12 protein-coding genes are annotated in these 15,130 nt (G+C 35.5%); 5 read left to right on the top strand and 7 right to left on the bottom strand.

The features are described from left to right. The first annotated feature begins 3 nt into the window (after window positions 1–3). Window positions 4–1,800, top strand: a complete 1,797-nt coding sequence (locus tag F6U93_RS13635; protein WP_150940779.1) for a YfiR/HmsC family protein — start codon at window positions 4–6, stop codon at window positions 1,798–1,800. Window positions 1,801–1,890: 90 nt separating this feature from the next. Then, complete coding sequence (locus F6U93_RS13630) at window positions 1,891–2,322, top strand: tellurite resistance TerB family protein (protein WP_150940778.1); 432 nt, start codon at window positions 1,891–1,893, stop codon at window positions 2,320–2,322. 369 nt (window positions 2,323–2,691) lie between these two features. Here the strand turns inward: F6U93_RS13630 and F6U93_RS13625 are convergent, their stop codons facing one another. From F6U93_RS13625 to F6U93_RS14690, 3 genes are all read right to left on the bottom strand, one after another. Continuing rightward, window positions 2,692–4,806 (bottom strand): Tex family protein, encoded by a 2,115-nt coding sequence (locus F6U93_RS13625; RefSeq protein WP_150940776.1) that lies wholly within the window; start codon window positions 4,804–4,806, stop codon window positions 2,692–2,694. 110 nt (window positions 4,807–4,916) lie between these two features. Next, window positions 4,917–5,519 carry an alpha-ketoglutarate-dependent dioxygenase AlkB family protein gene (locus F6U93_RS13620; RefSeq protein ID WP_150940774.1) on the bottom strand — a complete coding sequence of 201 codons (603 nt, stop codon included), beginning with the start codon at window positions 5,517–5,519 and terminating at the stop codon, window positions 4,917–4,919. A gap of 169 nt (window positions 5,520–5,688) precedes the next feature. Next, window positions 5,689–5,850: a hypothetical protein gene (locus F6U93_RS14690; RefSeq protein WP_191963521.1), complete on the bottom strand. Its 162-nt coding sequence runs from the start codon at window positions 5,848–5,850 to the stop codon at window positions 5,689–5,691. Between the two features lie 427 nt (window positions 5,851–6,277). Here F6U93_RS14690 and F6U93_RS13615 point away from each other — a divergent pair, with 427 nt between their 5' ends. Both F6U93_RS13615 and F6U93_RS13610 read left to right on the top strand, forming a co-directional pair. Then, window positions 6,278–8,632 carry a TonB-dependent receptor gene (locus F6U93_RS13615; protein ID WP_150940772.1) on the top strand — a complete coding sequence of 785 codons (2,355 nt, stop codon included), beginning with the start codon at window positions 6,278–6,280 and terminating at the stop codon, window positions 8,630–8,632. A gap of 12 nt (window positions 8,633–8,644) precedes the next feature. Then, entirely contained in the window at window positions 8,645–9,127 is a 483-nt protein-coding gene (locus F6U93_RS13610) for a thioredoxin family protein (RefSeq protein ID WP_150940769.1), read from the top strand. 80 nt (window positions 9,128–9,207) lie between these two features. Here the strand turns inward: F6U93_RS13610 and F6U93_RS13605 are convergent, their stop codons facing one another. The 3 genes from F6U93_RS13605 to F6U93_RS13595 form a co-directional block, all read right to left on the bottom strand. Continuing rightward, on the bottom strand, window positions 9,208–9,729 hold the full coding sequence (locus F6U93_RS13605; protein ID WP_150940767.1) for a ferritin: 522 nt from the start codon (window positions 9,727–9,729) through the stop codon (window positions 9,208–9,210). Between the two features lie 155 nt (window positions 9,730–9,884). After that, window positions 9,885–10,589 carry an OmpA family protein gene (locus tag F6U93_RS13600; RefSeq protein ID WP_150940765.1) on the bottom strand — a complete coding sequence of 235 codons (705 nt, stop codon included), beginning with the start codon at window positions 10,587–10,589 and terminating at the stop codon, window positions 9,885–9,887. A 60-nt stretch (window positions 10,590–10,649) separates the two neighbouring features. Beyond that, the gene (locus F6U93_RS13595; RefSeq protein WP_150940763.1) at window positions 10,650–11,120 is read right to left on the bottom strand and encodes a lipocalin-like domain-containing protein; all 471 of its coding nucleotides are present in this window, start codon (window positions 11,118–11,120) and stop codon (window positions 10,650–10,652) included. A 238-nt stretch (window positions 11,121–11,358) separates the two neighbouring features. Between F6U93_RS13595 and F6U93_RS13590 the strand changes: the two genes are divergently transcribed. Next, window positions 11,359–12,915 (top strand): arylsulfatase, encoded by a 1,557-nt coding sequence (locus F6U93_RS13590; RefSeq protein WP_150940761.1) that lies wholly within the window; start codon window positions 11,359–11,361, stop codon window positions 12,913–12,915. A gap of 129 nt (window positions 12,916–13,044) precedes the next feature. Here the strand turns inward: F6U93_RS13590 and metG are convergent, their stop codons facing one another. Beyond that, window positions 13,045–15,102: a methionine--tRNA ligase gene (gene metG, locus F6U93_RS13585; RefSeq protein WP_150940759.1), complete on the bottom strand. Its 2,058-nt coding sequence runs from the start codon at window positions 15,100–15,102 to the stop codon at window positions 13,045–13,047. Window positions 15,103–15,130: the final 28 nt, after the last annotated feature.

Genomic DNA, 15,130 nt, shown 5'->3' with positions numbered 1-15,130 from the left:
ACCATGAGGATTCGTACATTAAAATATGTCTTTATTTTTTTCTTCCTCAGCTGGGCGCATCAAGGATTTTCACAGTCCAATTTAAACCCCCAAATAAAACGCGTAAAACGCGCACTTTTTATTTTTAATGTTGCCGAACAAATTTACTACAACGATACAAATACTAACCCAAATTTCACTATTGGCGTTCTTGGGAAAGACCGGACGCTCATCGATTTAAAGGCACAGGCTCAAAGACGCCAAATAAAAAATAAACCCGTACATGTTTTAAGTTTTAATAGTATTAAAGACATTACCGATGTTGATGTGGTGTATGTGCATCATGATAATAATTTTAATGTTGATTACATCCTAAACAAAATATCAGGCAATAACACCTTGCTCATTACAGAAGACTTTCCGTTCCATTCCTCTATGGTGAATATTGTAAATATTGGTGACGATTTTCAATATGAAATTAATGAAGACCTACTAACAAGTAACAATCTTAGTGCTTCGCTTTCGCTGAAAGAAAACGCCATCTCTTCCATTGAAAAATGGAAACAAATTTTTCAAGACACCGAAGACAAACTAGAAGAAACCCAAGAAGCTCTGGAAATTGCTCAAGATAACATCAAGCACAAAGATGAAGACATTTCCCTTCAGAACGAAACCATCAGTACGATTAGCTCACAAGTAAGAGCTCAAAAAAACAGCTTAAACACCCAGCAGTCTGAAATCAACGCGTTGATTAACCTTTCAGAATTTCAAAAGAAAAAATACTCTGAAAAATTAAAAATTGAAGCCGCTTTAGAAGCCCGTATTTTAAAGCAAATCGATTCTTTAAATGCAAAGAAAGGCCTTATACACGACAATAATAGCAAAATTGCAGACCAAGCAGCAACCTTAAATGCGCAAAAGCAAGAAATTGATACTAAAGAAGAAAAAATAGCCCACATAAACACCAATTTAAGCACTCAAAAAACCGTTAATTACTTACTACTTGCCTTACTTATTTTATTTTTAATTGCCGCCCTACTGCTTTATAGAAACTATAGATTTATTAAATTCTTAAACAACGATTTACAGGAAAAGAACAATGATATTTTTAATAAGTCTCTAGAAATTGCTTCTAAAAACAAAGAGCTGGAAGAGTTTGCATACATAACCAGTCACGATCTTAAAGAGCCCCTTACCACCATTTCGGGATTAATAGATTTACTTCAGGACGATTATAAAGATCAGCTTGATGAAGATGCCATCATAAGTATGAACTTTATTAGCAAGTCCAGTAACCGTATGAGAAACCTCATAGACGCCTTATTAAACTACTCGAGGTTAGGAAAAGCTAAAAACAAATCAGACATCGACTGTAACGCCCTAGTTAGTGATATTCTTAACGATTTAGATCATGCCATTCATCGTAACAAGGCTAAAATTAACTGCAAAGATTTGCCCACGGTAAGAGCAAGTCAAGTAGAGCTCTCGGTACTTTTTCAGAATTTAATCAATAATGCCATAAAATTTAAAAAACCAGAGGTATCTCCGCTAATAAATATTTCTTGCACCACAACGGTTCCTGAGCACCAAACTCAAGTATTTTGGCAGTTTGAAATTAGTGATAACGGTATTGGTATTAAACCTAAACACAAGGATAAAATCTTTGCTATTTTTCAACGTTTACACTCCAGAGAAACCTATGAAGGCACAGGAATTGGTCTTGCCTTTTGTAAAAAAATTATAGAATCCCTAGGCGGTCAAATTTGGTTTGAATCTACCATAAATAAAGGCACGACCTTTTTCTTTACCATTCCTAAATAGCAGCTGTTTACTAGTAATATTTTTGCTTCTTATTAACTAAAAAAGCAGTGAACTTTAGTTATATTTGTTATTAAACTAAACTCAAACAACATGTCAATTTCAAAATTATTTGATAGTGGTTTTAAAGAACGTAATGAAAACCATTTTGCATCTATAGTTCGCGTGGCCATGGACGATGGTATTATCACAGCCGAAGAACAGGCTTTTTTAGACCGGTTAGCCCACAATTTAAACATCCACAAAGAAAAATACATCGCTATTTTAAAAGATTATAAATCGCATCCTATAAACCCGCCAAGCTCTTACGACCGAAGATTAGAGCGTTTATATGATTTGGCCCGCATGGTACATGTTGACCAGATTAAAGGCGACCCGGAACACCACATTTTAAACAAAATTGCTGTTGGCTTGGGCTTTCATGCAGTTAATGTAAAATACATTACAGACAAAGCCTTAACACTCATAGAAAACGGTGTAGATTTAGAAACTTTTGTTGAACAAATCAAGACGATGAATCAATAGGTTATGTTTGAGTTAAGCGGTAAGCTGTAGGCTATAAGCCTTATGCATACAAGAATAGCCTCAATCATAAAGTAAACAAACACGCTCTTAAAAACAGACACAAATTTCACAAATTAGCACGAATCAGGCGTCATGGTCATTCGTATAAATTTGTGAAATTTGTGTCTTTTTCTGTTTATTTGGGTTATTGAAATCTTGTGGTTATAAAAGCACTTTGACAAGCTCATTGTGACATTGCCTTTAAGCAGTTGCCCCAGCATACTTCATATTACACAGAGCATATAGCTCTATACAAAGCCTCAACTTCGCTACACACTTTGAAACGCTATATCTTTGTAACTATACAACTAAAAAAAACTACACCGTCTTTTAATGTAACTTCAACTGAATACGCTTTCGCGGAACATCAACCTCGAGTACTTTTACAATAATTTGTTGATGTAAACTCACGTGTTCATTCACATCTTTCACAAAACTATCCGATAGATTAGAAACGTGTATCAAGCCGCTTTCCTTAATCCCCACATCAACAAAACACCCAAAATTGGTGATGTTGTTTACAATACCCGGAAGCAATTGTCCTTCACGTAAATCGTTGATGGTTTTTATGTTTTGATTGAAGGTAAACACCTTAGCTTGTTCACGAATATCTAAGCCTGGTTTTTCCAGTTCTTTGATGATATCATCTAAAGTGAGCAAACCAACGGTTTCGGTACAATAATTTTTTAAATTGATTTTTTTGAGCAGCTCCGCGTTACCAATTAAATCCTGAACCGATTTGCCTAAATCTTTGGCCATTTGCATCACAATAGGATAACTTTCAGGATGTACCGCCGAATCATCTAAGGGGTTTTTTGCCGTCTTAATTCTTAAAAATGCTGCCCCTTGCTCGAAAGCTTTTCCGCCTAAGCGTGGCACTTTTTTAATGGCATTTCTAGAAGTAAAGGGACCGTTTTCTTGTCGGTAATTAAAAATATTCTCGGCTAATTTATCACCAATACCAGACACGTAGCTCAGTAAAGATTTGCTGGCGGTATTAATATTAACACCCACGGCATTCACACAGTTTTCAACCACCACATCGAGTTGTTTCTGCAATTTTGATTGATCTACATCATGCTGATATTGCCCGACTCCAATAGATTTGGCATCAATTTTAACCAATTCGGCTAAAGGATCTTGCAAACGCCTCCCAATAGACACCGAACCACGTACCGTCACATCATAGTTAGGAAACTCTTCACGGGCTATTTTTGAAGCTGAATAAATACTCGCCCCCGCTTCACTCACCACAAAAACCTGAACTTCATTTTTAAAATGTACTTTCCTAATTAAAGCCTCGGTTTCTCGTGAGGCCGTACCGTTTCCAATGGCAATGGCTTCAATTTTATAAGCATCGGCCAAGGAACTTATCTTTTTCACAGCTCCAACACTATCATTTTTTGGCGGGTGCGGATAAATGGTTTCATTATATTTTAACTGGCCCTGCGCATCTAAACATACCACTTTACAACCAGTTCTGAAGCCCGGATCAATACCCATCACGCGTTTTTCACCTAATGGCGAACCCAACAATAGTTGTTTTAGATTTTTAGCAAACACTGAAATCGCTGATTCATCAGCCTTATCTTTCGCTATTTGAAGGGCTTCATTAACCAACGACGGTAATAATAAACGCTTGTAAGCATCTTTGATTGCCAACGCAATTTGTTCCGCGCAAGCGTTATGAGAACGCATTATACGCTGCTCGATTTTTGCTAAAGCACGATCATCATCAATGCTAACCTTTACACGAATAAAACCTTCCTTTTCAGCTCTTGAAATGGCTAAAAAACGATGCGAAGGCATGCGATTCAGGCTTTCTTCCCAATCGAAATAATCTCTAAATTTTTGAGCATTTTCATCATCGGCTTTGGTTTTTATCACTTTCGTGGAAATCATAGCGAAACGCTCCAATTGATGACGTATGTTATTCCGAACATCAGTACGTTCATTAACCCACTCTGAAATGATATGACGAGCCCCTTCTAAGGCGGCCTCAGTAGAATCAATATCACCTTTAACATACTTGTAGGCGATTGATTCAATATCCTGAGCATTCTGACTCATGATGATTTTAGCCAGTGGTTCTAATCCGTTTTGTCTGGCTTTTTCAGCTTTGGTTTTTCGGCTCTTTTTAAAAGGCAGATATAAATCTTCAAGAGCCGTTAAATCGGTAGTCGATTCAATTTTTTGTTTCAACTCTTGAGTTAAAACCTCTTGTTCATCTAAGGCTTTTAAAATGGCTTTTTTTCGTTTTTCTAAGGCTTCAAATTGCTCTTTAAATTTAACAATATCTCCAATTTGAACCTCATCTAAATTACCTGTAACCTCTTTTCTATAACGCGATATAAACGGGATGGTGCAGTCTTGATTTAACAGGTCTACGGTATTTTTAACCGATTGTTCCTGAAGCTGCGTATGTTGAACTATATATTTTATCATGAACACTAACAAACTAATTGCTGGCTAAACTAAAGAATTTAAATATTAAAACGCAATCAAATCTGCCTTACATGGCATTTTGGAGAGTTCGAAATTTATTTATAAATCAACTAAGGTTCGATGGTTCGAAATGTTAAGTTTATTCGAGGTGTATTCACCTTTTTTGTTGGAGGCAAACGGTGTAACCAATGGGATTGAGTATCACCTTTCATATCTAATAAACTTCCCTTTTCTAAAATTACAGAAACGGTTTGTTTCGTTGTTTTGTGCTTAAAGGAAAACTTGCGTTCTGCTCCAAAACTTAGTGAGGCAATTGAGCCGTGTTTTTTCAAATCTTTTTCGGCATCGCTGTGCCAAGCCATCCCTTCATCACCGTTATGATACAAGTTAAGTAAACAGGAATTATAAGTTTCGCCAGTATTTTGTTCCACCACGTTTTTAAGTTCTAAAAGGAGTTTAGTCCAAGGCAGAGCATGTTTGGTTGTTTTGGAGTAGGTATATTCAAAAGCCTCGTCACCATACCAGGATACTTTTCTTTTGGTAACGATAAGCTTTCCAAAAATAATGGCTTGATCATGTTGCCATGCAATATCTTCTAATAATTGATGGTAATACTGTGCAATATTTTTTTCTGATATGATTTTACCATAATAGTTAACCTCGCCATCGTAAGGTAAAATATTCGATACTAAATCAGTATTAAACAAGTCCATTTATTGAATTTAAAAACAAAAATCTAAGTTGTAAAGGTATTAAGGCTTAAACTAAAACCCCATAAAACACAAAAAACCTGTTAGCTTTTTCAAACTAACAGGTCTTTATAATATTTAAAACGTGTATTTTTTGCTGATACTTAAAATAAGTTCACATACTCAAAAAACGCTACGCCACTTTCTTTATTAAATCAAAACAAGGACATTTTTTACAACGCTTGTTTTCTCCTTTTTTAAATTTTTTACAACAGCTACTTTTTACTTTTTCAGGAAGTTCAATTCCTAATTTACGTAATTTTTTTTCTGCTTTCTTTTGCTTTTTCTTACCCACAATACTGTAACACGGTTCGTTATCGGGGCAAATATATATTATTTTAATTAAATCTAAATAAGACTAAGTGTTAAAATTTAGATTTGATGTCGAGATAAAGCGGTTATGCTTATCGTTAACTTTCATTACCTCTACAAACTTCTTCTTCAATTGTAACTATTAGTTTTTAGATTAAACCTGCTACATTTCATTATAAAAATACGCGTTGTATTATTATTCCTATAACTATTGAAGATATTTTTCAAAAAAACAAACAATTAAAAACTTCTCATTCACAACATGTTACAAACAGCAAAGTAGATGTAATTCCATTGACTATAAACCTTGATAAAATAAAACATCAATCTACGTATTAGTCTTTCAAAATAAATTTTTAGTTTTGCCTAAATATTTAATTAGACCATCATATAATATATATTTAGAATTTATGAAAAAAATATATTACTTTTTATTTTTAACTGGTTTTGTCGTCTCGGCACAACAAACAAATACAAGTATTTCAGGAACGATAACTTCCGATGGTACCCCTGTAGCCTTTGCTAGTGTATATGTAAAAAATGGAACTCAGGGTGTTGACTCCGATAGAAATGGCGACTATGTTTTAACGGTTCCAGACGGAGAAATCACCTTAACCGTTCAGTTTCAAGGGTACCGCACGCAGTATAAAAAAGTGACTGTTACATCTGGAATAAACCAAACCATAGATTTTGATTTAGTAGAAGACGCTATGGGCTTAGATCAAGTTGTGGTAAGTGCCACAAGAAATAGAATTAGCAAGAAAGAAGCTCCCGTTATTGTTAATGTTTTAAGTCCGAAATTATTTAGAGCCACGCAATCCATTTCTTTAGCAGACGGACTAAATTATCAACCAGGAGTTCGTGTAGAAACGAATTGTCAAAATTGTGGGTTTACTCAAGTGCGTCTTAATGGACTTCAAGGACAGTATACTCAAATACTTGTAAACAGCCGTCCTGTTTTTAGTGCGCTAAATGGCGTTTATGGTTTAGAACAAATACCAACAAGTATTATTGACCGTGTGGAAGTTGTTCGTAGTGGAGGTTCTGCCCTTTTTGGGTCGAATGCCATCGCCGGAACAGTAAACGTGATTACAAAAGAACCCGTAAATAATACTTGGGATGTGAGCTCTTACTTAGGGCTTATCGATGGAAAAACAGCAGATCGTAGTGTCAATATGAATGCTTCTATCGTTAATGAAGACTTAAGTAGCGGTATTACAGTTTATGGTATGTATAGAAATAGAGATGCTTACGATGCTAATGACGACGGTTTTAGTGAAATCACAGAATTAACCAATAACTCTTTAGGAGCTAAAGCCTTTGTAAAGCCAAACGATAATAGTAAAATTGGGATAGACTTTACAGCCATTAGAGAATTTCGTCGCGGAGGAGACAAACTAGACCTCGCACCTCAATTTACAGATGTAACTGAAGAACTAGATCATAATACGGTTTTTACAGGACTAGACTATGAATTGTTTAACGATGATCGAACAAATTCCTTTACTGCTTATGTCTCTGGACAGCATACCGATCGTGGTAGCTATTACGGTGGTTTAGGAGGCGGTCGTACCTATGCAGATTCTATTGCGGCTAACAATGCTTTTGGAACCACTAAAGACGTCGCTTTTGTTGCTGGAGCAAAATTTGCGCATCGATTTAAAAATAACGATGTGCTAACCACAGGAATGGAATATCAGTTAAATGACACCGATGATGTTATTGCAGGATACAACCGTTTAGTGGATCAAAAAGTTAATAATTATGGACTTTATGGGCAGTACGAATGGAAACCTTCTTCACGTTTTACAGCCTTAATTGGTGCAAGGCTAGACCATGTAAATGTGGATGGTTACTACACCGTAGAGGATGTTGAAAGTACTTCTGAAGTCAATGAAACCGTTTTAAGTCCGCGTATAACACTTTTATACAACATAAATGATGCGCTTCAATTTAGAGGAGGATATGCAAGAGGGTTTCGTGCACCACAAGCGTTTAACGAAGATCTTCATATCGCATCTGTTGGTGGTGAACCAAGTTTTGTAATTCTTTCTGATGACTTAGAAAGCGAATTTTCTAACGCATATACCGCATCTTTGAATTTCACTAAAGATTATAACAAAACACAAACTAATATACTTGTAGAAGGTTTTTATACCACATTGAAAAATCCTTTTACTATTGTGAGTACAGGAACATCATTACCAAACGGTTCTATTTTAGAAGAAACACGAAATGGAGAAGGTGCCTACGTAGCTGGTACTAATATAGAATTCACCGTTTCTCCAAGCTCTTCATTATTTTTTCAAGCTGGTGTAACCTTTCAGAAATCAATGTACAATGAAGATCAAGTCCTTTTTGAAGCCGATGGAAGTGTACCTGGTGAAGGCGATGTTATCTTAGATGAATTTGCACGATCTCCAAATGTTTATGGCTTTATAAATACAAACTGGGAAATTATTGATGATTTAAGATTAGATGTTACTGGAAGTTACACAGGGTCTATGATTGTACCACATGTGGTGAGCGATTCTGGTTATATGGATCTTGTTGATACCAAAGCCTTTTTTGATATGACCACGAAAATAACCTACCACTTCGACCCTATTGAAGGTTTTCATGTTGAAATTAGCGGAGGTGTGCAAAATATTTTCAACAGCTACCAAGATGATTTTGATTCTGGTGCTGGCCGAGATTCTACTTATATTTACGGTCCGAACCAACCAAGAACATACTTTGTTGGACTAAAATTTGGTGATTTTTAAAAACACAGGTTAATGCTAAAATTTTCACTTTTCATATTCATTTGTTTAGGAAGTTATTCCAATGCAATCTCACAAAAAACCACCGAGATTCATTGGAAGACCTTTCCTGAATTAGAAATTGCCTTAAAGGAAAATCCGAAACCTGTTTTCATCTTTTTTCATGCCGAATGGTGTGCCTATTGTAAAAAAATAGAACGCAAAATATTTACAAAGCCAGAAGTTATTAATATGATTAATTCGGAGTTCTATGCCGTTGAAATGGATGTAGAAACCCAAGATTCTATTGTGTTTGATAATGTGACATTTACAAACAAGCAAGCCCAAACACAACGTAATGGTAAACATGAAATCCCGCTCTTGTTAGCAACTAGAGAGGGATTTCCTTTTACATTACCTGCAACTATTATTTTAAATAAAGACTTTACTATAAATAATAGAGTTTTTGAATATTATACCTCGAATAAATTACTCGAAATTCTAAAGTCCGCTTTATAAATAGAGGAATCTTTTTTCTTTATCTTATTAAACGAGTAAAGCTAAGCAAGTTTATTTCTCAACCTAGATAAGGTTAAAGTTTAGATTTGAGGTCCAGATGAAGCAGCTGTGGTTACCGTTAAGTTTTCAATATCTCTATCGAATAAGTATAAACCACCTTTGTCATCACCAATCATATTAATTTTATCAAGAATGGTACGCGCAACAGCTTCTTCTTCAATTTGTTCAGCTACATACCATTGTAAGAAGTTATGCGACGCATAATCTTTTTCTTGTAAACTAATATGCACTAATTCGTTGATACTTTCAGACACGAATACTTCATGCTCGAATAATTTTTCAAACATCTCTTTAAAAGAAGTAAAGGTCACGTTAGGAGCCTTTAGCTCAGAAATTTTAGCATGACCGCCACGCTCGTTTACAAACTTCACTAACTTTAACATGTGTTCGCGTTCTTCATCAGACTGTGCATACATGAAATTAGCCACACCTTCTAATCCTTTAACCTCAGCCCAACAGGCCATAGCTAAATAAATTTGTGAAGATTCAGCTTCTATTTTAATTTGTGCATTTAATGCACTCTCTATCTTTTTTGATAACATAATGATTCGTTTTAACGTAAAGTTACAGATTTCTTTATGGAATTATAACTCGTAGATTACATAATTAATAAATTATAATAAGTCTTAATTAAAAGAAATCCACTAAAAAATACATTTTAGTGGATTTAATAAAGGCTTTATTTAAAGCTTATTTTCTAGTTTTCTCCGGCCTCTTGTTTAGCGTTGTTAATCATGTCATCATTTGGCACAATAACGATGTTTACACGTCTATTTTCGGCACGACCTTCAGCAGTACTGTTATCTGCAACAGGTTGCTCCTCACCAAACCAGTGTGTTGTTAATCTGCTTGAACTGACTCCGTTTTGCTTTAAAAATCCAGTTACCGCATTGGCTCTATTTTTAGAAAGCGTCATGTTGTAGTTTGCATCGCCTTGACTATCGGTATGCCCAACTACTAATAAGTTGGTATCTGGATGATCTTGAAAGATACCTACTAGTTTATTTAATGTTTCTTGAGACTCCCCGTTGATATTGTACTTATTTGTTGCAAAATACACACCACTACCATCCTCAAAAGTCACTACAATACCTTGATCAACACGCTCTACTTGAGCTCCAGGAACTTCTTGTTCAATTTGTTGCGCTTGCTTGTCCATTTTATTTCCAATAACCACACCGGCACCTCCACCAATGGCAGCTCCAATAGCAGCACCTAATTCACTGTTACCATGTCCTACGTTGTTACCAATAATAGCACCTAATATAGCACCACCAACAGCACCAATTGCAGCACCTTTTTGTTTATTGTTTGCGTTTTCAACAGACTTACAGTTCACAAAAGAAAATAATGTGATAGCTGTTAATAACGCTATAGATGTTTTTTGAATATATTTTTTCATTTTATATTGAATTGAATGATTATTTAAATTATACTACGTTACTTGCCTTTAAGGCTATAATTATCTTGAAAATTGCCAAGTAATCGTTAATGAATCTTCTTCGCCCTCTATAGCAACGGTTTGAGCTATAATTAATGAAGTTTCAGACATAGACACTAAATTAAAATGAAATCCTACATTTGTTAAAGATTTTCCTTTGGCATCAGTTGGTTTTAACAGGAAATTTTGTCCGTCTACCGTGAATATAAAATGGCGCAAACCATTATTACAATCGGCATCTCCTGCTATAGAATAGCTTCCTGTATTATTGTTAGGAATAAAATTCCATCTACTCCCTTCAAAACACGCTTTGGTCGCTTCATTTAAAAGGGTTACATTAAATTCGGCGTCTTCACTGTAAGAAATCGAACTAAGCGTCCAATCGCCCTTAAGTACTTTTTTCTTAGCTGGACTTGGACCAGCAGTTGTTTGCGTTGATTTACAAGCCACAAGCAAGCTTAAAGTCATTAATACTAATACTATTTTTTTCATGGATTGTGATTTTTAAATAAAAAATTTTGAATACTGTATTGTAAAATATTTAATAAAGATACTTAATTTGAGTATTGATTCATATTTTGATTTTAAAAATAAATACTTCTCTTTTAATATTTTCTTATAAACAACTCAATTACAACATATTAAATTATAACACCATTGTTTTTTTTGAAAAAAAACAAGTATCTTTAAAATTCTTTTTATTAACTACAAATTAATTAAATCCATTTTTATGAAAAAACCCTTACTTTTTGTGCTTTTCTGCACCTTTTTAAACATTTACGCCCAGGATAAACCAAATATTTTGGTTATTATGGTTGACGACGTCGCACCAAATGCCCTCAGTGCTTACACGATGGGGATGCAATACCCAACACCAAATATAGACCGTATAGCAAAAGGCGGTGTTTTATTTACCGACCACTACTCGCAACCTAGTTGTACTGCAGGTCGTGCAGCATTTATCACTGGACAAAAACCAGTTAGAACAGGTCTTACAACAGTAGGACAACCAGGAAACCCGCTTGGATTAAAAAAAGAAGATCCTACCATTTCTGAACTTTTAAAACCACTGGGCTACATGACAGCTCAAATAGGGAAAAATCATCTTGGTGATAGAAATGAACATTTACCTACAGTTCATGGGTTTGACGAATTTTACGGAAATTTATATCACCTAAATGTTTCGGAAGAACCTGAACAAGCAGATTATCCTAAATCTGAAGAATTTGCCAATATGTACGGCCCTCGAGGTGTTATAGAATCTTATGCTACAGACAGTTTTGATAATACAGAAGACCCTAGATTTGGTGTTATTGGAAAACAACGTGTTAAAGATACAGGACCTTTAACTACTGAAGACATGAAAACTTTTGACGAGGAACTAGTGAAGCGCTCTAAAGCGTTTATGAAAAAAGCTAAAGATGCAGACAAGCCGTTTTTCATTTGGCATGCCTCTAGTAGAATGCACGTTTATACCCACTTAAAAGAAGAGTCTAAAAATTTAGCAACAAAAATTAGTACGGATGGCGATTTATTTGGTCACGGTTTTATTGAACATGATGGTCATGTTGGACAACTTTTAGATTATTTAGAAGAATTAGGTTTAGATGAAAACACCATAGTAATCTACACCACCGATAATGGACCAGAACAAAGTACATGGCCACATGCGGGAGTTACCATGTTTAGAGGCGAGAAAATGACAACCTATGAAGGCGGTCTTCGTTCTCCATTTTTAGTGCGCTGGCCTAAAGAAATTCCAGCTGGATTAGTAAGAAATGGCATCTCAGCTCACGAAGATGTGTTACCTACTTTAATGGCAGCAGTTGGAAAATCAAACATTAAAGAGGAACTAAAAAGCGGTAAAAAAATAGATGGTATGAACTACAAAGTTTACATTGATGGTTTTAATAATTTAGATTACTGGACTGGAAAATCAGATAAATCGGCTAGAAATTATTTCTTCTATTATTATGAAACCAATATGACCGCTATACGTGTTGGACCATGGAAAATGCATTTTGCTACTAAGGAACGTTATTTTGATGATATGGTTGCCCACACCATGCCACAGTTATTCAATTTAAGAAAAGATCCTTTCGAAAAATACGATGACCTTACTGGTTTCCATCAAATCATGGGAAAATCTTGGGTAATGCAACCAGCCATTGGATTACTGAACAAGCATTTAAGCACCTTTAAGGAATTTCCTCCAAGGCAAGAGTCAGCTTCATTAGATATCAATAAAGCTATTGAATCGATCATGAAAGCAGGCGCTAAAAATTAGTGATTTATCTTAATTGAAAAAGAGATGATCTAACCTATGAAGAACAGGTTTTAGATCATCTCTTTTTTTTTGGTGCAAAACCACAGATTAAGGAAAAACAATACCTGATAGCTTCATAAAAAGGCCATACTAGCTAATTTGTAAACCATTAGCTATGTTCGCTTCATCCGGGTTTACAAACACCAATTTACCTTCGGCGTTTTCAGTCATTAAAATCATGCCTTCGCTCTCTACACCACGTAGTTTTCTTGGCGCTAAATTGACTAAAACAGTAACTTGTTTTCCAACAACTTCTTCGGGTTTAAAGCTTTCGGAAATACCAGAAACGATGGTACGAACATCTAAACCAGTATCCACTTTTAAAACCAATAGTTTTTTGGTTTTTGGCATTTTTTCAGCTTCAATAATCGTCCCAACCCGCAAATCTAATTTTGTAAAATCATCGAAAGTAATCGTATCTTTTTGAGGTTCTACCACTTTATTGGCAGCTTCGTTCGCTTTTTTACTGGCTTCTAATTTATCTAGCTGCTTCTGAATGGTTTCATCTTCAATTTTAGAGAATAACAATTCAGCTTTACCAATTTTATGACTTGCAGGAAGTAAGACGTCTTCAGTAGTGACTTCATTCCATTGTAAAGCTTTTTCCAGATTCAAGATACCTTTTAATTTTTCTGAAGTAAACGGTAAAAACGGCTCACTTAAAGTCGCTAATGCCGAGGCAATTTGAAGCGCCACATACATAATCGTTTTAGTACGTTCTTCATCAACTTTTATCACCTTCCACGGTTCAGCGTCAGCTAAATATTTATTTCCTAAACGGGCTAAGTTCATAAGCTCTTGTCCCGCTTCTCTAAAACGGTAGCGCTCAATAGAACTAGCAATCACGTCTGGATAAGCTTTTACAGCAGCCAAAGTTTCTTCATCTACAGCTTCAAAATTGGCTGGAGTAGGCACTTCACCTTCATAATATTTATTGGTTAAAACCACCACTCTATTAATGAAATTACCAAAAATGGCTACCAATTCGTTGTTGTTTCTCGCTTGAAAATCTTTCCAAGTAAAATCGTTATCCTTAGTTTCAGGGGCATTTGCGGTTAATACATAACGCAACACATCTTGCTGCCCAGGAAACTCTTCTAAATATTCTGGTAACCAAACGGCCCAGTTTTTAGAAGTTGATAATTTATTACCCTCTAAGTTTAAAAACTCGTTTGCCGGAACATTATCTGGCATAATGTAACTGCCTTCTGCTTTTAACATGGCTGGGAAAATAATACAGTGAAATACAATATTATCTTTTCCTATAAAATGTACCAATTTGGTATCTTCATCCTTCCAATAAGGCTCCCAGTCTTTCCCTTCGCGCGCGGCCCACTCTTTGGTTGATGAGATGTACCCGATAGGTGCATCAAACCACACGTAAAGGACTTTGCCTTCACCCCCTTCAACAGGCACAGGAATACCCCAATCTAAATCTCTGGTTACCGCTCTAGGGCGTAAACCGTCATCAATCCATGATTTTACTTGTCCGTAAACATTGGGTTTCCAATCTTTTTTATGGCCTTCTAAAATCCATTCTTTTAAAAAGGCTTCGTGCTTATCTAAAGGTAAAAACCAGTGTTTTGTTTCCTTTAAGGTTGGTACATTTCCTGTTAATGCCGATTTAGGATTAATTAAATCGGTAGCATTTAAGCTGGCACCACATTTTTCACATTGATCGCCATAAGCTTCTTCGTTACCACATTTTGGGCAGGTTCCAACAACAAAACGATCAGCTAAAAACTGATTGGCTTGCTCGTCGTATAACTGCTCGGTAGTTTCTTCAATAAATTCTCCTTTATCGTATAAAGTTTTAAAAAATTCTGATGCTGTTTCATGATGAATAGGCGCCGAAGTACGTGAGTAATTATCATAGGTAATTCCGAAATCTTCAAAAGACTTTTTAATAATCGCATGATATTTATCAACGATATCCTGAGGCGAAACCCCTTCATTTTTTGCTTTAATCGTGATTGGCACACCGTGTTCATCACTTCCACCAATAAAAGCAACATCGTTACCTGTTAAGCGTAAATAACGCACATAAATATCGGCAGGTACGTAAACGCCTGCTAAATGCCCGATATGAATTGGGCCGTTTGTATATGGTAAAGCTGTAGTAACAGTGTATCGTTTTGGTGTATTCATCTAAAGTAAAAATATAGTTTTAGGCCAT

Source organism: Pseudotamlana haliotis (genome assembly GCF_008806375.1).
Taxonomy (GTDB): Bacteria; Bacteroidota; Bacteroidia; order Flavobacteriales; family Flavobacteriaceae; genus Pseudotamlana; species Pseudotamlana haliotis.
The sequence above is the reverse complement of the archived record's forward strand: the minus strand, read 5'-3'. Positions and strand labels throughout refer to the sequence as shown.